The organism is Halorubrum sp. 2020YC2 (genome assembly GCF_018623055.1).
Classification (GTDB): Archaea; Halobacteriota; Halobacteria; order Halobacteriales; family Haloferacaceae; genus Halorubrum.
On sequence record NZ_CP076019.1, the window covers coordinates 820,088 to 838,590 of the forward strand.

Annotated in this window: 20 protein-coding genes and 1 tRNA gene; 10 read left to right on the forward strand and 11 right to left on the reverse strand. The window is 73.3% G+C overall.

Annotated features, from left to right (window positions below):
• Positions 1-25 precede the first annotated feature (25 nt).
• The 4 genes from KI388_RS04045 to KI388_RS04060 all read left to right on the forward strand — a co-directional run bounded on the left by KI388_RS04045 (position 26) and on the right by KI388_RS04060 (position 3,085).
• Positions 26-109 (forward strand) — tRNA-Ser (locus KI388_RS04045).
• Between the two features lie 350 nt (positions 110-459).
• Positions 460-1,059 (forward strand): superoxide dismutase, encoded by a 600-nt coding sequence (gene sod / locus KI388_RS04050; protein ID WP_215088098.1) that lies wholly within the window; start codon positions 460-462, stop codon positions 1,057-1,059.
• A gap of 764 nt (positions 1,060-1,823) precedes the next feature.
• Entirely contained in the window at positions 1,824-2,174 is a 351-nt protein-coding gene (locus tag KI388_RS04055) for a DUF5827 family protein (RefSeq protein WP_215088099.1), read from the forward strand.
• On the forward strand, positions 2,171-3,085 hold the full coding sequence (locus tag KI388_RS04060) for an ATPase (RefSeq protein WP_215088100.1): 915 nt from the start codon (positions 2,171-2,173) through the stop codon (positions 3,083-3,085). The genes KI388_RS04055 and KI388_RS04060 overlap by 4 nt, the downstream gene beginning before the upstream one ends.
• Positions 3,086-3,105: 20 nt before the next feature.
• Here the strand turns inward: KI388_RS04060 and KI388_RS04065 are convergent, their stop codons facing one another.
• The 3 genes from KI388_RS04065 to KI388_RS04075 form a co-directional block, all read right to left on the reverse strand.
• Complete coding sequence (locus KI388_RS04065; protein ID WP_215088101.1) at positions 3,106-3,588, reverse strand: hypothetical protein; 483 nt, start codon at positions 3,586-3,588, stop codon at positions 3,106-3,108.
• Between the two features lie 66 nt (positions 3,589-3,654).
• Positions 3,655-4,002 (reverse strand): 4a-hydroxytetrahydrobiopterin dehydratase, encoded by a 348-nt coding sequence (locus tag KI388_RS04070; RefSeq protein WP_215088102.1) that lies wholly within the window; start codon positions 4,000-4,002, stop codon positions 3,655-3,657.
• Positions 4,003-4,076: 74 nt separating this feature from the next.
• Entirely contained in the window at positions 4,077-4,559 is a 483-nt protein-coding gene (locus KI388_RS04075; protein WP_215088103.1) for a hypothetical protein, read from the reverse strand.
• A 76-nt stretch (positions 4,560-4,635) separates the two neighbouring features.
• Here KI388_RS04075 and KI388_RS04080 point away from each other — a divergent pair, with 76 nt between their 5' ends.
• Positions 4,636-5,463 (forward strand): BtpA/SgcQ family protein, encoded by an 828-nt coding sequence (locus KI388_RS04080; protein ID WP_215088104.1) that lies wholly within the window; start codon positions 4,636-4,638, stop codon positions 5,461-5,463.
• A gap of 21 nt (positions 5,464-5,484) precedes the next feature.
• On the opposite strand, the gene KI388_RS04085 is transcribed toward KI388_RS04080, so the two are convergent.
• The 5 genes from KI388_RS04085 to KI388_RS04105 are packed head-to-tail and all read right to left on the reverse strand — an operon-like array spanning position 5,485 to position 8,453.
• Complete coding sequence (locus KI388_RS04085; RefSeq protein WP_215088105.1) at positions 5,485-6,627, reverse strand: carbohydrate kinase family protein; 1,143 nt, start codon at positions 6,625-6,627, stop codon at positions 5,485-5,487.
• Positions 6,624-7,133 carry a nucleoside deaminase gene (locus KI388_RS04090; RefSeq protein WP_215088106.1) on the reverse strand — a complete coding sequence of 170 codons (510 nt, stop codon included), beginning with the start codon at positions 7,131-7,133 and terminating at the stop codon, positions 6,624-6,626. The genes KI388_RS04085 and KI388_RS04090 overlap by 4 nt, the downstream gene beginning before the upstream one ends.
• A 24-nt stretch (positions 7,134-7,157) precedes the next feature.
• Complete coding sequence (locus KI388_RS04095) at positions 7,158-7,487, reverse strand: hypothetical protein (RefSeq protein ID WP_215088107.1); 330 nt, start codon at positions 7,485-7,487, stop codon at positions 7,158-7,160.
• A 15-nt stretch (positions 7,488-7,502) separates the two neighbouring features.
• Positions 7,503-8,243: a hypothetical protein gene (locus KI388_RS04100; RefSeq protein WP_215088108.1), complete on the reverse strand. Its 741-nt coding sequence runs from the start codon at positions 8,241-8,243 to the stop codon at positions 7,503-7,505.
• 21 nt (positions 8,244-8,264) lie between these two features.
• Entirely contained in the window at positions 8,265-8,453 is a 189-nt protein-coding gene (locus tag KI388_RS04105) for a hypothetical protein (protein ID WP_215088813.1), read from the reverse strand.
• 165 nt (positions 8,454-8,618) lie between these two features.
• On the opposite strand from KI388_RS04105, the gene KI388_RS04110 reads away from it, so the two are divergent.
• From KI388_RS04110 to KI388_RS04125, 4 genes are all read left to right on the forward strand, one after another.
• A complete protein-coding gene (locus KI388_RS04110; RefSeq protein ID WP_215088109.1) occupies positions 8,619-9,569 on the forward strand; it encodes a permease in 951 nt (316 codons plus the stop codon).
• 442 nt (positions 9,570-10,011) lie between these two features.
• Positions 10,012-10,938 (forward strand): PHP domain-containing protein, encoded by a 927-nt coding sequence (locus KI388_RS04115; RefSeq protein WP_215088110.1) that lies wholly within the window; start codon positions 10,012-10,014, stop codon positions 10,936-10,938.
• An 88-nt stretch (positions 10,939-11,026) separates the two neighbouring features.
• Positions 11,027-12,277: a gephyrin-like molybdotransferase Glp gene (gene glp / locus KI388_RS04120; protein WP_215088111.1), complete on the forward strand. Its 1,251-nt coding sequence runs from the start codon at positions 11,027-11,029 to the stop codon at positions 12,275-12,277.
• On the forward strand, positions 12,274-14,283 hold the full coding sequence (locus tag KI388_RS04125) for a molybdopterin biosynthesis protein (protein ID WP_215088112.1): 2,010 nt from the start codon (positions 12,274-12,276) through the stop codon (positions 14,281-14,283). Before glp ends, KI388_RS04125 begins: the two co-directional genes overlap by 4 nt.
• Here KI388_RS04125 and KI388_RS04130 read toward each other — a convergent pair.
• From KI388_RS04130 to KI388_RS04140, 3 genes are all read right to left on the reverse strand, one after another.
• Positions 14,253-14,750, reverse strand: coding sequence for a PaaI family thioesterase (locus KI388_RS04130; RefSeq protein ID WP_215088113.1), 498 nt, complete (start codon positions 14,748-14,750; stop codon positions 14,253-14,255). The genes KI388_RS04125 and KI388_RS04130 overlap by 31 nt on opposite strands.
• A gap of 113 nt (positions 14,751-14,863) precedes the next feature.
• A complete protein-coding gene (locus KI388_RS04135) occupies positions 14,864-15,907 on the reverse strand; it encodes a hypothetical protein (RefSeq protein WP_215088114.1) in 1,044 nt (347 codons plus the stop codon).
• Positions 15,904-17,580, reverse strand: a complete 1,677-nt coding sequence (locus KI388_RS04140; protein WP_215088115.1) for a histidine kinase N-terminal 7TM domain-containing protein — start codon at positions 17,578-17,580, stop codon at positions 15,904-15,906. Before KI388_RS04140 ends, KI388_RS04135 begins: the two co-directional genes overlap by 4 nt.
• 131 nt (positions 17,581-17,711) lie before the next feature.
• Between KI388_RS04140 and KI388_RS04145 the strand changes: the two genes are divergently transcribed.
• A complete protein-coding gene (locus KI388_RS04145) occupies positions 17,712-18,440 on the forward strand; it encodes a lipoate--protein ligase family protein (protein ID WP_215088116.1) in 729 nt (242 codons plus the stop codon).
• The last annotated feature ends 63 nt before the right edge of the window (positions 18,441-18,503 follow it).

Sequence of the window (18,503 nt, forward strand, 5' to 3'; positions counted from 1 at the left end):
CGGGCGACCCCCACCGGTGACGTGTGGTGGGATGGCAGAGTGGCCCATTGCGCCTGCCTTGAAAGCAGGTAGCCTCACGGCTTCCTGGGTTCGAATCCCAGTCCCACCGCTTCTCCGCGAACGCTAGTGAGCGGAGAGCGGTCGCTGGGAGTCGCAGCGCCCGAGTGGAACGAGGGCGACCGTCTCGCAGGCTTCGAATCCCAGCCCCACGGTAAGCGCGCGGCGCACCTTCGCGCCGGACGCAGTTCGTTCGGAATATGAAACTGAATACAGTTACGCGCTCGTTTCGTCCGTCAGTCGCGGCTGACTTTCGCTCCCGCGCACTTCGTTCCGGAACCGCAACCACACCGCTGATCGCCTGACGCGGCCGGAAACACTCGCGTCCGGTGTCGCGTGGTATCACGTGACGCATTATCTTTAACAGCGTTCCGACACATGTTCGTAATAGGTGATACAAGCATGAGTTACGAACTCGATCCGCTACCGTACGATTACGACGCGCTGGAACCGCACATCTCCGAGCAGGTGCTCGAATGGCACCACGACACCCACCATCAGGGGTACGTCAACGGCTGGAACGCCGCCGAAGAGACGCTCGAAGGGAACCGTGAGTCCCACGACTTCTCTTCGTCCGCCGGCGCCATCCGCGACGTGACCCACAACTCCTCGGGTCACATCCTCCACGACCTGTTCTGGCAGAACATGTCGCCGGAGGGCGGCGACGAGCCCGAGGGCGCGCTCGCGGACCGCATCGCGGAGGACTTCGGCTCGTACGAGGCCTGGAAGGGCGAGTTCGAAGCCGCTGCGGGCGACGCGAGCGGCTGGGCGCTTCTGGTGTACGACACGTTCTCGAACCAGCTTCGCAACGTCGTGGTCGACAAGCACGACCAGGGCGCGGTCTGGGGCGGTCACCCGGTCCTCGCGCTGGACGTCTGGGAGCACTCCTACTACCACGACTACGGTCCGGCTCGCGGCGAGTTCGTCGACAACTTCTTCGAGGTCGTCGACTGGGAGGAGCCGTCGGATCGCTACGAGCAGGCCGTCGAGCTGTTCGAGTAAGCGCGTCCGAGAGGGCGCGTTACGCGCGTCGAGATCCGCATTTTTTCGCAGGACGCTGCCCGGTGAGCGACTGTTCCGTTCGGGCTGGTTGATTTATAAGTGGTTACTGATGGGTCAGCGGTGAACACCTCCAAGGGCCAGCCATCTGCTTATAAATCCTCGACTACGGATCGGCGGAAAACGCCTCCAAAGCCCCAGCCGGGAGGGCGGCGCACGCTCGTTGTCGTTCGAGACGCCTTCGGCGTCTCGTGATGACGAGAGAGCGGACCTCTCTCGAACCACGCTCCTCGCTCGTTCGCTCCGCTCACTCGCTGCGGTGCTTACCTCGTCATCAGAACGCTTCGCGTTCTGATTGGCTCACGAGAGCTTCGCTCTCGTGAACGCCTGCGCCGCCCTCCCGGCTGCCCCTTTGAGTCCCGCCCCGCACAGCACCGCACCTCTCACCTCCCCAGCCTCGTCGGTGGCCCTCCGCTTCGCTCCGGGCCACCGACTCCAGCGAGAATCGAAGATTCTCTGGCAGCCGGCGGCTTCGCCGCCGGCGACAGGGCGAGAGCGAAGCTCTCGCTTGAAACCGGACTCGTCCGGTGACAGCGAGGCGCGACGCGCCTCTGGTAGTCGGGCGAAGCCCGACGACCTCGCGCGTACTGCTCGGCCGCCGAGGGCGGCCGCTCGCAGGCACGCGCCACCGCATTCGGATCGAGTGTTGCCAGATCGATTCGAGTCGTATCGGCAGCGTTTACGGACGCGGTCGCGTACCCTCGCGCATGCCCGAACCGAAGTCGGCGTTCGACGCCACCTACCCGTGCGACTTCTACGAGCCCGCGGAGCTGTTCGAGCCGGATCAGATGTACACGATCCCCGAGATCGGTCGCCTCCTTCAGGGGGTAGAGCCGGACGCCGAGGTCGACCCCGACACCGAGGCCGTGCTGGTCGACTGGGCGGTCCCGTGGGTGATGGTCCACGCCGAGGACATGGTCGTCGCTGAGCCGCTACACGATGACGGCCCGGGGTACTACGGGCTGGCGACCGAGGAGGAATCGGACGCTGCGCCCGACACCGACTCCGATCCGGACGTCGAGGGTGACGCCACCGCAGACGCCGACGAGTCGGCGTGACCGGGGACGCCTCCGACCCGCCGACCTACCTCGTCGCCGGCGGCGCGCGCGTCGACGCCGGCAAGACCACCTTTTCGGCGGGGCTGGTCGCGCACCTCGCGGACCGCGCGGGCGACGTGGTCGGCGTCAAGCCCCGCGCGGGCAACGACTTCTGGTTCGACCACGACGACTACCGGATCGCGACCGATTCGGGCCGCCTGTACGGGAAGGACGCCCGGACCCTCGCGGCCGCGACCACCCGCCCGCTGGCGACGGTCGACGACGCGTCCCCGTCGCCCTCGGCGGTCGCGCCCGAGTCGATCAACCCAGTTCACCGGCTCTGGCGACCGACGCCCGGCCGGACCGGCATGCTGGGCGACGCCGACCGCACCTTCCTCTGTGACCGCGTGACGACCGCGTCCGGGACGCGGTTCGTCGTCAACGGCGCGGCCGAGGACGCGGGGCTGCTCCCCGAGGGACTGACGGAGCGCCTCCCGCTCGCGGACGCGACCCGGGTGTACGATGTCCCCGAGTTCAACGACGTGATGGCCGAGGCGCACCTCCCGGCGGTCGGACGGCTCGCGGAACGCGTCGCGCGGACGCCGGTCCCGGTCGTCGTCGAGTCGTACGCCGACGTCGCCGGGACGCTCCCGCGCGACGGGCCGGTCGCCCCCGACGCGGTCGCCGTCGTCGACCCCGGTCGCGCGCGGGTCTACGCGGGCGACCGCTACGCGAAGGCCCGCGCGGTCGCCGCCGGCAGCCCGCGAGAGGGCACCCGCGAGGAGCACGTCGACGCGGTGACGGAGATGATCGAACCGCTCGCGACCGCCTCGCTCCCGGCGCTCGCAGGCGACGTTCGCGGGGATCCGGATCGGATCGCGTCGCGGTACGAATCGGCGTACGCGGCGCTCACCGGCGCGGTTGCGGAATAAAAGGGGGGCGTCCGGCGCGTTCAGGCGTTCCGTTTCGTGTAGTGTTCCAGCGCGGACTCGATTGATGAGAGGTCGGCGTTCACCCGGCTGTCCGCGACGCGCATGAACCCGGGCGTGTACGACGACGAGTAGTCGAAGATGCGGTTGACGGCGCGCTTGGGCGCGGTGACGGCGTTGAAACCGGTGACCGTGTACACCCGCGTGGTCGGGAACGCGGTCCAGAACGTGCTGCTCGCCCAGCGGTCGTCGTCCGCGAACGCCTCGCCGATGCGGCCGGTCGCGACGTACTCGTCGTCCGCGTAGAACAGCAGGAGGTCGCCGGCGCCCATCTTCTCGAACGTCGACCCGTTGCCGCTGTCGTCGTCGACGGCCCACAGGCGGGCCTCGTCGAGGTCCGCGAGGGGCTCGGGGCGGTCCGGGTAGTCGGTGAGGTCGACGGGCGACCGGACCGTTCGGTCGAAGTTCTCCGGGTCGATCGGGACCAGGAAGACGTTCTCGCTCATTACCCGTCGTTTCGCCGGGAGAGGTTTAAAGCCGTTCGTTGCCGTGTCGGGCCGGCGGCCGTCCGGTCACTCGTCGTAGTCGGCGTACAGGCGGTCCATCCGCGCCGCCATCACGAAGTCGGCCCGGGTGAGGCCGCCGACCTCGTGGCTCCATATCTCGACCCCGACCTCGCCCCACGACAGCGCGATGTCCGGGTGGTGCCACTCCCGTTCGGCCAGTTCGCCCACGTCGTTCGTGAACGCCAGCGCCGTCTCGAAGTCGGGGAACTCGTAGCTCGCCTCCAGGTGGTGGTCGTCCACGACCTCCCACGCGGGACCGAGCTCGTCGAAGTAGTCGGCGTACTCGTCGGCGTCGAGCGGCTCCGCGTCGTCGCCGGCCGTCTCGACCGGCTCGTCCGCGAGCGGTGAGGACATACCCCACGTTGTGCGAGGAGCGGTTTGTACCTTCCGCGGGGAACGCCGCCCGACGGCCGGCGGGACCCGACCGGTCACCGGAGCCGCGAGACCGCGTCGCGGACCGCCCGCCGCAGTCGGGCGAGGCGCCCGCCCCCGCGGTCCGCCCCGCCCCGCTCGTCACCGTCCGCTCCCGTCGCTCCCGGCTCCGAGAGCTCCCACCCGGCCTTCTCGGCGGCCTCGGTCACCGGCAGGTACTCGTAGCCGGTCTCGGTCGCCACGCGCTCGTCCGCGCGGGTGGTGCCGACGAACACGTACCGCGGGGCCGTGCTCTCCTCGCGGACGTCCGCGAGCGTGCCCCACTTGTCCCAGTTCGTGAGCTCGTAGTCGTTGTCGACCCCGTGGTCGCGAACGAACGCCGCCACCCGGTCGGCCTCGTTCGCGACGATGCCGACGTGGCGGCTCCACCGCCGCGCGTCGTCGAACGCCGCGGCCGGGTCCGCGAGCGACCGCGCGGCCCCGAGCGAGAAGACCAGCGTCACGTCCCCGTCGCCGGGCGTCGTCGCGTCGATTCCCATCTCGAACGGATCCAGACGGTCGGCGCCCTAAACGCTGTGGGGAGGCTTTTACCCGACCGTCCCGTCGCCCTCGACGATGGAGTTCGAATCCACCTTCGGCACGGGCGCGCCGCTGCTCGGCATGGTCCACCTCCCGCCGCTCCCCGGCGCTCCCCGGGCGCCGGACGACGGGCGCGAGGCGATGCGCGCGGCGGTCGACCGGGCCGCGAGCGACGCGCGGGCGCTCGACCGCGGCGGCGTCGACGGGATCGTGATCGAGAACTTCGGGGACGCGCCCTTCTACCCCGACGAGGTCCCGCCCCACGTCGTCGCGGGCGTGACCCGCGCCGCGACCGCGGTCGCCGCCGAGACGGACCTCCCGCTCGGCGTCAACGTCCTCCGGAACGACGCCGAGGCCGCCCTCTCCGTCGCCGCCGCCGTCGACGCCCAGTTCGTCCGCGTGAACGTCCACACCGGCGCCCGCGTGACGGACCAGGGGATCGTTCAGGGGCGCGCCCACGAGACGCTCCGCCTGCGCGACCGCCTCGGCGTCGACGTCGGCGTCTTCGCCGACACCGACGTGAAACACTCCGCGCCGCTGACCCCGGCGGGGTACACCGCCGAGTCGTTCGCGGACACCGCCGAGCGCGGCCTCGCGGACGCCGTCATCGCCTCCGGCCCCGGGACCGGCGAAGCCGTCGACGCCGACGCCCTCGAGGCGGTCGTGGCCGAGCGCGAGCGCCACGGGCTCGACACCCCCGTCCTCGTCGGGAGCGGCGTCACGCCGGAGACGGTCGGCGGTCTGCTCGGCGTCGCCGACGGCGCCATCGTCGGCACCGCGCTCAAGGAGGGCGGCGAGACGACCGCCCCGGTCGACCCGGACCGCGTCGCGGACCTCGTCGCGGCCGCCGACGCGGTCCGGTGACGCTCGTAGCCCCGACCCGCCTCACCGGCTCCCGTCCGGCCCGTGCCCGCGCTCCGCGAGGAACGACTCGACCTCGCTCCGCGTCGGAAGCCCCGGCTGCGTGAACCGGGCGGTGCAGTTGATCGCGGCGACCGCGGCCGCGAACCTGACGCCGGAGGCGACCCCGTCGCCGTCGTCGCGCGGCTCCGCGGTCGGCTCCGCGCTCGCCCCGGCAGCCCGCCCCGCGATCCACCGGTCGATCAGCCCGGCGGTGAACGCGTCGCCGGCGCCGGTCGCGTCGACGGTCTCGACGTCGAACGCGTCGAACCGAGAAGCCTGGCCGCCCGCTACCGCCGTCATCCCGTCGGCGCCGCGCGTGAGGACCGCCCGGGGCCACGTCGGCCCGCGTCGCGAGCGGGACCCGGCCTTGGAGCGGGACCCGGCCTCGGAGTGAGACCCGGACCCGCCGGTCTGCGCGGCCGCGACTCGCTCGACGGCCGCCGCCGCCGAGCCGAAGAACGCGGGGGCGGCCACCCCGCCCGCGACGAACACGTCGGCCCGGTGGAGGAACCGGTGGATCGTCTGCGGTTCGGTCCCGCGCCCGACTAGCTCCTCGACCGGCCCGGACAGATCGAAGACGAGCGCGGGCGGGTCGGCCTCCGGACTCTCCGCGGCGCGCTCTCGGAGCGACTCGACCCGGTCGAGGACCCGCCTGGCCGCGCGGTCCGGCGCGTAGGCGGTGAGGAAGACGGCGTCGGCGTCGGCCATCGCCGCGAGCGCGTCGCCGTCCGGCCGGAGCCGCCGGAAGCTCTCGCCCGCGGTGACGATGGCGCGCTCGCCGTCCGGGTCGCGGAGGATCAGCGACCGGGTGTGCGGCCCGTCACCGACCGCGACGTGGGTCGCGTCGACGCCGGTCTCCGCGAGGTGTTCCAGCGCCCGCCGCCCGTACTCGTCGTCCCCGACGCGGCTGACGAGGCCCGCGTCGCGGCCCAGGCGGTCGAGCGCGACCGCGACGTTCGCGCCGACGCCGCCGAACGCGGACGTGACCTCGCGGGCGAACGCGCCGCCGTCCGGCTCAGGGAGGTTCGAGACCGCGTACCACTCGTCTATCGCCGCGGCGCCGACGGAGAGGACCGCGGGCGAGCGGTCCCGCTCCGCCTCGCCGGAGTCCGGTCCCCGCGTCACGGCTCGCCGTAAAAGGACTCGTGGACGCGCATCGCCGCGTCGACGGCGATCGGTCCCTCGACGGTCGTCTCGCCGCCGGCGCGTCGGATCACCTCCTCGCAGGGGATCGGCACCACCCCGCCGGAGAGGTCGCCGAGCGCCTCGCCGTCGACGCCGAAGACGACCCGGTCGATCCCGGCGTAGTGGACCGCCGTCGCGCACATGGGGCACGGCTCCGTGCTGGCGTACATCGTACAGGCCGAAAGCTCGTCGGCGTCCAGCTCGCGCGCGGCCCACCGCGCGAGCGTCAGCTCTGGGTGCGCGGCGACGTCGTCGCCGGTCCGCGTCTCGTTTCGCGCCTCGCGGACGACCTCGCCGTCGACGACGAGCAGCGCGCCGAACGGCGTGTCGCCGGCCGCGACGGCGGCCTCGGCCAAGTCGATCGCTCGGTCCACGTACTCGCGGTCGGTCGCGTCGGACGGAAGGTCGGCCGCGACCGGGTCTCCCGGCGCGTTCTCGTCTGCCATACGGACACGTCCCGCTCCGGGCACCTAACGCTTCCCGCGGTCACCGTCGGTCGGTCGCTCCGGGGCGCCATCGTCGTCGTCGGCCTCGCCGTTTCCGGTCTCGCCGTCCCCGTCGACCGGCGGTCCGGACTCCCGGACGTCGCGGAGGGCGTCGACCGCGTCGTCGGTGGCGGTCGCGGTCCGGGTCTCGGTGGCGGCGGCGGGGTCGAGACCCTCGGACCCGTCGTCGTCGACCGCGCTCTCGCCGCCGCCGGCCGCCTCGCTCGCTTCCGTCTCGTCGTCCGATTCCGCCGCGTCGGCCGCGTCGTCGTCCGCGCCGAAGAGCCACGCGCGGACCGCGTCGATGAGTCCCATTGGTCGGTGTCGTGGTCAGTAGTTCTTGAACAGCAGCGCGCGCACGTCGTCTTTCGTCCGCGCCGTCTCGACGCTCCCGTCCGGGAGGTCGACCTCGTACCGCGCGTCGCCGTCGGCCTCCCGCCACTTGTCGCCGTGGGTGTCGAGGAGGCTCATCATCGCGTCCAACTGGCCGGCGCCGCCGTCGTCGTCGTCGCCGACCGCGTCGCCGTCGTCGGACTCGCCGTCGGGTTCGGTCTCGCCGTCGGGTTCGGTCTCGCCGGCGTCGGAGTCGTCGCCGGGGGAGTCGAGGTCGTCACCGGCCGAGTCGAGGTCGAGGTCGACGCGCGCGAAGGGGTCGGCGGCGAGCCGCTCGGCCGCGTCGAGGACCGCGTCGACGAGTTCGGCCTTCGTCATCTCGCTGCGTCCCGTGACCTCGAAGGCGGCCGCGATGTCGGAGAGGTCCATCGGATCGTCAGGATCCGGATCGCTGCGCCGCCGGTTCCGCGCCGCCAGCGCCTCGCGGGCCTCGTCGCGGTCGAAGGGCGGCCCGGCGTCGGCCCGGTCGCCGGACTCCTCGTCGTCGCCCCCGTCGTCGCCGCTTACCGGGTCCGCGGCGCGGTCCGGGTCGTCGACGGCGTCCGCGAGGTCGAGCAGGTACGCGAGCGCGTCCTCGCGGTCGACGGAGGCGTACGGGCCGGCGTGGGCCGCAGCGAGCTCCCGCCGGAGCGCTTCGATCCGGTCCGCGTGGTCGTCGGTGATGTCGAGCGTTGGCATGGTGTGGTCTCTGTCGGGCGGTTACTGGTCCTCCTCGAAGCGCGCGAGCGCGTCCGCCCAGCTCTCTGCGAACTCCGGCTCGCCGGAGTGGTCGGCCTCGACGTCGGCGTAGCCGCAGTCGTCGCACGCGACGGCGGTGGCGGCGCCCAGCGAGAGCGACGACAGGGCGGCGCCACAACGGGGGCAGTCGGACGACACGGATTCTCGCATAGGAGGTCGTCGCCCGCCGTGAAAAACGCACGGGTCGGGGGCCCGACGGCTCCCAGGCGCCGCGCCCCCGCTCTCACCGCCGCCGGCGTCCCCACGAGCTCGCCCCCACTCCCGACCGTCGCCGCTCGGGGTAACAGTCATTACACTCGGCGGAAACGTTCGCATATGAGCGAAGCGGACGCCGACAACGTCCTCATGGAGTACTACCGGCGGTACGTCGGTGACCCGGAGCGGACGATCGACGTGTACGGCGGGTTCGGGCTGTTCTTCGCCGGCATCGCCCTCGGGGTGATCGGGGTCGTCGTGTTCCTCTACAGCGCGACGCTCGACCCGACCGCGCTCTCGACGTTCGCGGTCCGCGAGGTCGCGGCCGTCGCCGGCGCGGTCGGGCTCCCCGCGCTGCTGTTCGGCACCGTCGTCCTCCTGCCCGTCGACCGCCGAATGCTGTACCTCGCGAGCGCCGGAGTCGCGATCACCCTCGCCGGTACCGGCGCGTTCGTCTGGGCGTACCCGTACAACTGGAACGTCGTCGGCAACCCCGACTACAGCGCGCAGGTCGTCGCCGTCTACACCGTCGGGCTGGTTGCGGTCATCGGCGCGACCGGCGGCGCGCTGGTCGCCCACCGCGTCGAGCGCGCGACGGGCGGCGCGGCCGCGGGCGGTGCGAGCGCGGCCGAAGCCGGTGACGGCACCGGCGCGAGCGCCGGCGGCGAGGCGGGTTCGGGGGCGGCCGGCGGCGGCGAGGAAGTCACCGACGAGGCGGTCCGCGCCGACATCGAGCGCGAACTGGACGACGCGGAGCTGACGTGGGGCGGCGTCGAGCGCTCCGAGACGCGCCGGCTGGAGCTGAACACCAGCGCGGTCGACGACGTCGACGTCGACACCGAGAAGCTCGCGGGATCGGCCACCGAGACGCGGACGACCTCCGGGACGGTCAACGACGCCGTCTCTGAGCTGGAGGGCCTCCAGGGCGGCGAGGCGAAGACCGACAGCGGGCAGGGGACCGACGACCAGGCCGCGAAGCTCCGCGAACTGCGCGAACAGCAGCGGAAGGAGGCCGATGAGGCCGATGAAGATGGCTCGGTCGTCGACAAGATCAAGGGGCTGTTCGGTTGAATCGGGCGAATTGCGTTCGGTGTTATTTATAAAGAGACGCCTCGGCGGAGGACATCGCTGAAGTTTCAGTCGCTCGCTTATAAATGAGTGATAGCGGATCGGCGGTGAACACTTCCAAAGCCCCAGCCGCGAGGGCGCCGTACGCTCGCTGCGGTCCTCGGTTGGTCGCTCGCTTCGCTCGCTCCCGCCCTGCGGTCCTTGCGTCGCCTACGGCGCCCTCGCGACTGCCCCTTTGAGTCCCGCCCCGCACAGCACCTCACACCTCCCCAGCCTCGTCGCGGCCGCTTTTAAGCGGCCGCGACTCCCTCGCGCAGTACTGCTCGGCCGCAAAGGCGGCCTCGCAGGCACGCGCCACCGCGAGTCAATTTGCGAATGTACGCGAGTCAGTTGTCCGACGGCCGTCGTTCGCCCATTTATATAGCTCCCGCCGCGTAGTCCGAGCGTGTCCCGCGTCACCGTCAGCATCGACCCGCACGTCCACTCCGAGGGGAGCTACGACGGCCACGAGCCGGTCGAGCTGATTCTCGAACACGCGGCCGAGATCGGGCTTGACGCCGTCGTCATCACCGACCACGACGTGATCCGGGAGTCGAAACACGCCGCGGAGCTCGCCTCCGAGTACGGGCTGATCGGCATCCCCGGCGTCGAGGTGTCGACCGCGCACGGCCACCTGCTGGCGATCGGCGTCGACCGGATGCCGCCGCGCGGCCGCCCGTACGCCGAGACGGTCCGCCGGATCCACGAGCAGGGCGGCGTCGCGGTCGTCCCCCACCCGTTCCAGCGCTCGCGCCACGGCGTCCGCCAGCGCAACATTCCGACGCCCGCCCCGGCCGACGAGTCGACGAGGGGGGACCGGGAGCCCGAACCGTCCCCGGAACGGGCCGATTCGGTCGCGGAGACCGACGGCGTCGGGGAGTTCGGCGCGGTCGAGGAGGTCGACGCGATAGAGGTGTTCAACGCCTGGCTGTTCACCGGGTACCGGAACCGGCGCGCGCGTCGGTTCGCGGCCGAGCACGGCTACCCGGGGATCGCCGCCAGCGACGCCCACCACCTCCAGTACGTCGGGCGCGCGTTCACGGAACTGGAGATAGCGGGCCGGGAGTCGGCGGCCGCGGTCACCGCCGCCGACGTGCTGACGGCGATCCGCCGCGGCACGACGACCGTCGACGGCCGGCGCGCGCCGATCCGGATGGCCGCGAAACACTACGTCGGCGCGGCCGGGCGTCGGTCGGCGTACTACGCCCGGACCGGCGCGTCTCGGGGCGCTCGGGCCACCGAGCGGACGGCCCGCGACGCGCTCACGGCCGCGAAGGTCGCGGCCCTCCAGTCGGCCCACCGCACCCGCCGGCTCCTCTCCTGGTTCGCCTGACGGGTCGGCGGGCCTTCGAACGACGCGGATGCCGGCGACGCCGCCCGCGGAGAACGGGGTTTTTGCCCGCGGCCGCGAATTGTGGAGTATGAGCCACGACAGACGCGAGTCCGGGTTCAAGCGACGGACCCGGGTCGCGGACGCGAGGGCGACGCTCCTCGACGCCGTCACGCCCCACGACCGAGAGGAATCGGTCCCGGTCGCGGCGGCCGACGGCCGCGTCGTCGCCGAACCGATCGACGCGCCCGCCCCGGTACCGGGGTACGACCGCGCCGCGATGGACGGGTACGCGGTCCGCGCGAGCGACACCTTCGGTGCGGGCGACCGCTCGCCCGCGGTCCTCGCGGCGAAGCCGGTCGAGGCGGACGCGGTCGCGCCCGGCGAGGCGGCCCGCGTCCACACCGGCAGCGCGGTGCCCGAGGGCGCGGACGCGGTCGTGATGATCGAGCAGGTCGAGTCGGTCGGAGACGACGTCGAGGTGTTCGACGCGGTCGCGGCCGGCGAGAACGTCGGCGAGGCCGGCGAGGACGTCGCGGCCGGCCAGCGGCTCTACGAGCCGGGCCACGTCCTGCGGCCGTCCGACGTCGGCCTGCTGCGCTCGGTCGGTCTCGACCGCGTCGCGGTCCGCGAGCCGCCCGAGGTCGCCGTGATCCCGACCGGCGAGGAGTTGGTCGAGTCCGACCCCGGCCCCGGCGAGGTGATCGAGACGAACGGGCTCACCGTCTCGCGGCTCGTCGAGCGCTGGGGCGGCGCGGCGCGCTACCGCGACGTCGTCACCGACGACCCCGACGCGCTGCGCGAGGCGGTGGAGTCCGACCTCGACGCCGACGTGGTCGTCACCACCGGCGGCTCCTCCGTCGGCGAGCGGGACCTGATCCCCGAAGTCGTCGACGGCCTCGGGGAGGTGCTCGTCCACGGCGTCGCGCTGAAGCCCGGCCACCCGGTGTGTCTCGGACGGGCGGAGGGGACGCCGATCGTCTCGCTCCCGGGCTACCCGGTCGCGTGCATCGTCAACGCGGCGCAGTTCCTCCGCCCTGCGATGAAGCGGGCCGGTGGGACCGACGCGGAGCCGTTCCCGACGCGGCGCGCGACGCTCGCCCGGAAGGTCGCGAGCGAACCGGGCGTGCGGACGTTCGCCCGGGTGACGCTCAGTCCCCCCGACGAAGACGACGACGAGAGCAACGACGGCCTCCCGACCGCGACGCCGACCCGCGCGAGCGGCTCCGGAATCCTCTCCAGCGTCGCGCTCGCGGACGGCTGGGTCGTCGTCCCGGAGCCGCGGGAGGGGCTCGACGCGGGCGAGGCAGTCGACGTGGAGCTGTGGGAGGCAAACCGATGAGCGACCGCAAGGAGTTCCGCGACCTCGCGACCCCCGAGGCCGCCCGCGAGGCGATCGCGTCGCTCGACCTCTCACCGGCGCCGGAGGCGGTCCCGCTGCGAGAGGCCCGCGGGCGCGTCCTCGCGGAGCGGGTCGACGCCTCGATTGACGTGCCCGGCTTCGACCGCGCCTCGATGGACGGGTACGCCGTGCGGGCGCGCGACACCTTCGGCGCCGACGAGGCCGACCCCGTCGAACTCGACCTCGTCGGCGCGGTCCACGCCGGCGCGGCGCCCGACGTGACCGTCGAGCCCGGGACCTGCGCGGAGATATCGACGGGCGCGGTGATGCCGGAGGGCGCGGACGCGGTCGTGATGGTCGAGCGGACGGACGAGGTCGGGGGGAGCGACGACGCCGGCGACGACCCCTCTCGCATCGCGGTCCGGACCTCGGTCGCGCCGGGCGACCACGTGATGACCGCGGGGACCGACATCGCCGCCGGCGCCCGCGCGCTCGGTCCCGGCACGCGGCTGACGCCCCGCGAGATCGGCCTGCTCTCGGCGCTCGGCGTCGACGAGGTCCCGGTCGAGGGCCGCCCGCGCGTCGGGATCGTCTCGACGGGCGACGAGCTGGTCCGGCCGGGCGAGGAGCTCGACCCGGAGCGCGGCGAGATATACGACGTGAACTCGACGACGATCGCCGCGGGCGTCGAGGAGGCGGGCGGCGAGCCCGTCCTCTACCCGCACGCCGGCGACGACTACGACGAGATGGAGCGGCTGCTCCGCCGGGCGGCCGACGAGTGCGACCTCGTGTGCTCCTCCGGGTCGACCTCGGCCAGCGCGGTCGACGTGATCTACCGCGTGATCGAGGCGCGCGGCGAACTGCTCCTCCACGGCGTCGCGGTCAAGCCCGGCAAGCCGATGCTCGTCGGGCGGCTCGACCGAACCGGAGATAGCGGTCCGGACGGCGATCGACCCGGCGAGTCGGCCTACATCGGCCTCCCCGGCTACCCGGTGTCCGCCCTGACCATCTTCCGGACGTTCGTCGCGCCCGCGATCCGCGAGGCGGCCGGCCGGCCCGAGCCGGCGACGGCGACCGTCGAGGGGCGGATGGGCGTCGGTGAGCGCTACGGCGAGGGCCGCATGCGGCTGATGCCGGTCGGCTTACTCGATCTGGCTGACGGCGACCGCCCGCTCGTCTACCCGGTCGACAAGGGGTCGGGCGCGACGACGAGCCTCGTCGAGGCGGACGGCGTCGTCGCGGTCGACCCGGACACGGAGTACCTCGACGCCGGCGAGACGGTCTCCGTCGACCTGTTCTCGCCCGACGTGCGCCCGCCGACGCTGCTCGGCGTCGGAGAGGACGACCCCGCGCTCAACCGCCTGCTCGACCGGCTCGACGACCCGCGGTACCTCGCCGTCGGCTCGCGCGAGGGGCTCCGCCGGCTCCGCGACGGCGTCCCCGACGTGGCCGTCACCGCCGGTCCGACCGACCGCGACGCCGACGCCGAGGAACTCGGCGGCTGGAGCCGCGAGTGGGGCCTCGTCGTCCCGGAGGGCAACCCCGACGGGGTGACGGGGCTCGCGGATCTCGTCGACCGCGACCTCCGCTTCCGGAACCGCCCGACCGTCTCGGGGCTCCGTCGCAGCCTCGACGCGGCGCTCGACGACGTCGCGGGCGACCGCGACGCCGACCGCCGCGCGCTCGCGGAGCGGATCGACGGCTACGAGCGCACGGCGAAGGCGTTCGAGAGCCCGGTCCGCGCGGTCGTCGCCGGCGACGCGGACGCCGGGCTCGGCCTCCGCGAGACCGCGGACCGGCTCGGCTGCGGGTTCGTCTCGCTTGGCGAGCAGTCCGTCGTCGTTCGCGCCGCCTCGGACCGCGCCGACCGCGGGCCGGTCGCGGCGCTGGCGGCCGAGCTGGCCGGTGAGGGCTCTGAGGGCGACGCTCCGGACGGTCCCTCCGCCTTCTGCGCGGTCCTCGACGACCTCTCGGGCTACTCCCGGAACAGCCGGAACGACCCCTGACCGACGACGACCTCGGAGCGGGTCCCGTCGCTCCCGTCGTCTCCCTCGGCCGCCCCGCCCCCGTTCCCGGCGGTGGTGACCGTCATCTCGCTGACGCCGATCGAGCCGCCGGCCCTGACGACCTCTGCCTCCGCGCGGAGGTCGCCGTCCGCGGGCCGGAGGTAGTTCGCGTTGAGGTTCACGGTCGCCACGCCGCCGTCGAGCGGGTCCTCGAACGTCGTGCGCTGCGCGACGCCGCCGGCCGTGTCGATCAGGGTCGCCGCGACGCCGCCGTGGATCGTCCGCCCGTCGGCGTTCGTGAGCTTGTCGTCGAAGGGGATAGAGAGCACGACGCGGCCGCGCTCGATCGTCTCGACCGACGTGTTCAGCCACGAGAGGTAGCCGTGATCGTCTTCCAGCTTCCGCTCGACGAACTCCGTCGCCGCGTCGGGGAGCGGGTCCATCGCCGCGATGTCCGTGCGGTCCATGTTCCGGGACTCGCTCTCGGACGGTTTGTAGCCCCCGGAAACGCCCGACAACCGGCGATCGATTGTGGGGTCGACGACGGACGCCGCAGGCGTGTCGGCGCCGGAGTCGCCGGTCACCCGACGCCGAGGCGGACCGGATCGTCGCTCGGGACGACCGCGACCGTCACCGACTCCCCGACCGCGAACTCGCGGTCGGGACAGACTATCTTGACGCCGAACCGGTCGCCGCGCGCCGCGAACAGCGACAGCCCGACGACGCGCTCGCCGTTCGCGAGGACGTCCACGGGCGCCCACTCGACGCGGGGTGCTCCCGGCCCCACCCCCGCGCCATGGTCGGTCGCGGTTCCGATTCGAGCGCCGAAGAGGGAGAGCGGGTCGTCTGGCTTGATCGGTTCGACCGCCTCGGCCGGCTCGCCCCCCGCGACGGTCCCGCCCCCGACGCCGAACGTCCCGCCGCCCGCGTAATGCGTCACCCCGCCGTCGAGCGGGACGCCCTCGTCGCTCGCGAGCGCCGCGAACTGCGGGCCGGACTCGGACCGGCCCGGGCCCCCGCGCCGCGGCCCGTCGAGGACAACGTGCGTCGGGCCGCGCTCGACGACGGTCCCCGTCCCGTCCCACGCGACCGGCTCGACCGGGGCGTCGACGGCGACCGGGAGCGACCCGCTCGCCCTGAGCGGGTTCGCGTCCGGCGGGCGGAAGCCGAGGTGGACGTGGTCGTCGACCCACTGGCCGAAGAAGCCGGAGCGCGTCGTCGGCCCGAGCGCGTCGCCGACCGCGACCTGGTCGCCGGGTGCCACCTCGGGGATCACGTGGAGGACCCGCGCGACCGTCCCGGGCGCGACGCCGGCGCGGGCGCACCACTCGTCCGCGAGGTCGACGACGATCAGGTGGTCCTCGCCGGCCGCGTACGGGCGGTCCGGACAGCCGACAGTGCGGACCTCGCTGACGACGCCGGCGACCGGGGAGCGCCCGACGCCGTCTCCGGGGTACAGGTCCACCGCGCGGCCGCGGCGGTGGGCCGGGTACGGCGAGTTGAACCGCGAGAACTTCTCGTAGCGCTCGATCACGTCCGCCGGGAGCGAGACCGTCGGCGCCGGCGGGTCGGGGTCGGTGGCGCCGTCACCGTCATCGTCGTCGCCGGTCGGCGCCCCCGTCACGGCTCCGCCGCCTCCATTCCCTCGATCACGAACCGCGCGCCGCCCGCGTCGGACTCGACGACCGAGAGGCCCCAGCCGTGGGCCTCGACGATGTCGCCGACGATCGCCAGCCCCAGGCCGGTGCCGCCGCCGAGCGACACGCCGCGCTCGGTGACGCGCTCGCGCTCCGCCGGCGGGATCCCCGGGCCGTCGTCCCCGACCGCGAGCGTCACCTCGCCGCCGCCGACCGTGACGGTGACTGTGACCGCGACGTCGTCGCTCGCGTGGTCGATCGCGTTGCGGAACAGGTTCGAGATCAGCTGTTCGAGTCGGTCGCGGTCGGCCAGCGCGGTCGCGTCGCCCTCGACGGCCAGCGTCGCGTCCGCGGTCTCCAGCCGCGACCAGACGCGCCTGACCGTCCCGTCGAGCGAGACGCGGTCGAGGTCGTCGACCGTCTCCCCCGCCGTCGCCAGCGCGAGCAACCCCTCGATCATGTCGTCCATCCGGTCGTGGGCGTTCGCGGCCCGCTCTAAGGCGCCGTCCGGGTCGTCGCCGCGCTGACGGGCCAACTCGACGGCCGCTGACGCGGCGGCGAGGGGGTTCCGCAGGTCGTGCGAGACCACGCCGGCGAACTCCTCTAACCGCTCGTTCTGCCGCTCCAGCTCCGCCTCTCGGCGTTCGAGCTCCGTCTGTCGCCGCTCCCGTTCGGTCACGTCGCGGAGCAGGAAGACGTGGCCGCGGTCGGTCCCGCGCGGGTCGGTTATCGGGTTCTCTTGGATGTCGAACCGGCGGTCCCCGACGACCACCGGGTGTTCGGCGCCGTCCTCCAGCCGCGGGAACGCCTCGGACAGCGACGAGCCGACCGCGTCCGGCGAGAGGAGCGCCTCGGCGGCCGGGTTGAGGTCGCGGATCCGGCCGTCCGAACCGGAGACGATCACCGGGTCCTGCATCACCTCGACGGCGGTGTCGCGCGCGACGACCGCCGCGTCGAGGGTGCCGAGCCAGAAGACGGTGCCGTAGAGGAACACGCCGTGGATCACGAACGCGGTCGGCAGCCACGAGAGGTGCGCGTAGCTCCCGAGGTCGACGAACGTCGCCACGCCGGCCAGGAACGGGAACAGCGTGCCGAGCAGCACCACGAACGTCTGAAGCCGGTACCGGTTCCCGGTCCGCTCGTAGAGGTCCACGACGAGGAGCGCGCCCGCGACGCACAGCGCGTACGCGAGGAGGACGTACGCGCCCCCGACCGGGCCCAGCCCGTAGCCGAGCAGCGTGAACGGCCCGTCGGTGACGGGGGTCACCGCGTCCCGTGCCAGCCCGTGGGTCCCGCTCGACCACGCGAGCAGCACCCAGACGAAGGCGGGCGTCGCGAGCGCGACGATCCGGTTCTCCGTCCGCCAGCGGTCGTGGCCCGTGAATGCGAAGGCGAAGAGGGTCCAGAGCACGGGCAGCGCGCCGACCAGCGGCGTCGCCAGGTTGAGCGCGACCGTCATCGCGACCTCCCCGGGCGCGGCGATGCGGAGGGCGTACAGGAGGGAGATGCCGCCGCCGCACAGCAGGTAGAGCGCGACCTCGATCCCGCCCGGCTCGTCGCGCTCCCGCCACGCGACCCGGCCGAGCCAGAGTCCGACGCCCCCCGCCAGCAGGCAGGCGGTCAGGTACGCTTGGACCGGCAGCGCGCCGAGGTCGCTCATCGGTATCCGTACCACTCTCAGCGCGGACAAAACTGTTGTGTCACGCGGCGACGAGCGCGCTCCGGACCGGGGGACCGCGACCGCCCCGCTCGGCGCAAACGGCTTGTGCGCTCCCGCCGTCAGTCCCGTCCATGCGCGTGTACAGGGGCGAGTTCGCCACGCCCGCCGCGGACCGGAAGCCGACCGCAGACCTGCTCGCCTCGGCCGCGGACGGGGTTCCGGCCGTGCGCGTCACCGCGCCACCCCGGCAGGTCGCGTTCGGTCGTCGAGACGCCCGCGAGTCCGGATTCGAGCGGGCGAAGCGGGCGGCTCGCGACGCCGGATTCCCCGCCGTCGAGCGCGACGTCGGCGGCCGGGCGGTCGCGTACACCGGGGCGACGCTCTCGTTCGGCGTCGCGGTGCCGACCGGGGACGGGCGCGGGTCGATCGACTCGCGGTACGAGGTCGCGACCGAGGCGCTGCGCGGCGCGCTCCGGGGGCTCGGCGCCGACGTGGTCCGGGGAGAGCCGCCGGCCGCGTTCTGTCCCGGCGACCACTCGCTCCGGGTCGCGGGCGAAGCGAACGCAACGGACGACGGCAAGATAGCGGGGCTCGCCCAGCGCGTCCGCGCCGACGCGGCGCTCGTCGCGGGCGTCCTCGTCGTCTCGGCGGACGACCCCGGCCCGATAGCGCGGGTCACCGACCCCGTCTACGACGCGCTCGACGTCCCCTTCGACCCCGACTCGGTCGGGAGCGTCGCGGACGCGGGCGGTCCGGGCGACCCGGACGCCGTCGCTCGCGCGGTCGAGGACGCGTTCGTCGAGGGCGCGTGGGGCGACGGCGAGCGGGAGATCGTGCGCGTCGACGGGGGAGACGCCTGAGCGCGGCGCGGCCCGCGGTTCCGACGTTTCGACGTGCTTTTTATGCGCGGGGGACTGGGTTCG

What these genes read in the sequence shown, in the direction of transcription:
- sod (WP_215088098.1), top strand. Translation starts at nt 460, where the DNA reads ATGAGTTACGAACTCGATCCGCTACCGTACGATTACGACGCGCTGGAA.
- KI388_RS04055 (WP_215088099.1), top strand. Translation starts at nt 1,824, where the DNA reads ATGCCCGAACCGAAGTCGGCGTTCGACGCCACCTACCCGTGCGACTTC.
- KI388_RS04065 (WP_215088101.1), bottom strand. Translation starts at nt 3,588, where the DNA reads ATGAGCGAGAACGTCTTCCTGGTCCCGATCGACCCGGAGAACTTCGAC.
- KI388_RS04070 (WP_215088102.1), bottom strand. Translation starts at nt 4,002, where the DNA reads ATGTCCTCACCGCTCGCGGACGAGCCGGTCGAGACGGCCGGCGACGAC.
- KI388_RS04075 (WP_215088103.1), bottom strand. Translation starts at nt 4,559, where the DNA reads ATGGGAATCGACGCGACGACGCCCGGCGACGGGGACGTGACGCTGGTC.
- KI388_RS04080 (WP_215088104.1), top strand. Translation starts at nt 4,636, where the DNA reads ATGGAGTTCGAATCCACCTTCGGCACGGGCGCGCCGCTGCTCGGCATG.
- KI388_RS04090 (WP_215088106.1), bottom strand. Translation starts at nt 7,133, where the DNA reads ATGGCAGACGAGAACGCGCCGGGAGACCCGGTCGCGGCCGACCTTCCG.
- KI388_RS04095 (WP_215088107.1), bottom strand. Translation starts at nt 7,487, where the DNA reads ATGGGACTCATCGACGCGGTCCGCGCGTGGCTCTTCGGCGCGGACGAC.
- KI388_RS04100 (WP_215088108.1), bottom strand. Translation starts at nt 8,243, where the DNA reads ATGCCAACGCTCGACATCACCGACGACCACGCGGACCGGATCGAAGCG.
- KI388_RS04105 (WP_215088813.1), bottom strand. Translation starts at nt 8,453, where the DNA reads ATGCGAGAATCCGTGTCGTCCGACTGCCCCCGTTGTGGCGCCGCCCTG.
- KI388_RS04110 (WP_215088109.1), top strand. Translation starts at nt 8,619, where the DNA reads ATGAGCGAAGCGGACGCCGACAACGTCCTCATGGAGTACTACCGGCGG.
- glp (WP_215088111.1), top strand. Translation starts at nt 11,027, where the DNA reads ATGAGCCACGACAGACGCGAGTCCGGGTTCAAGCGACGGACCCGGGTC.
- KI388_RS04125 (WP_215088112.1), top strand. Translation starts at nt 12,274, where the DNA reads ATGAGCGACCGCAAGGAGTTCCGCGACCTCGCGACCCCCGAGGCCGCC.
- KI388_RS04130 (WP_215088113.1), bottom strand. Translation starts at nt 14,750, where the DNA reads ATGGACCGCACGGACATCGCGGCGATGGACCCGCTCCCCGACGCGGCG.
- KI388_RS04140 (WP_215088115.1), bottom strand. Translation starts at nt 17,580, where the DNA reads ATGAGCGACCTCGGCGCGCTGCCGGTCCAAGCGTACCTGACCGCCTGC.
- KI388_RS04145 (WP_215088116.1), top strand. Translation starts at nt 17,712, where the DNA reads ATGCGCGTGTACAGGGGCGAGTTCGCCACGCCCGCCGCGGACCGGAAG.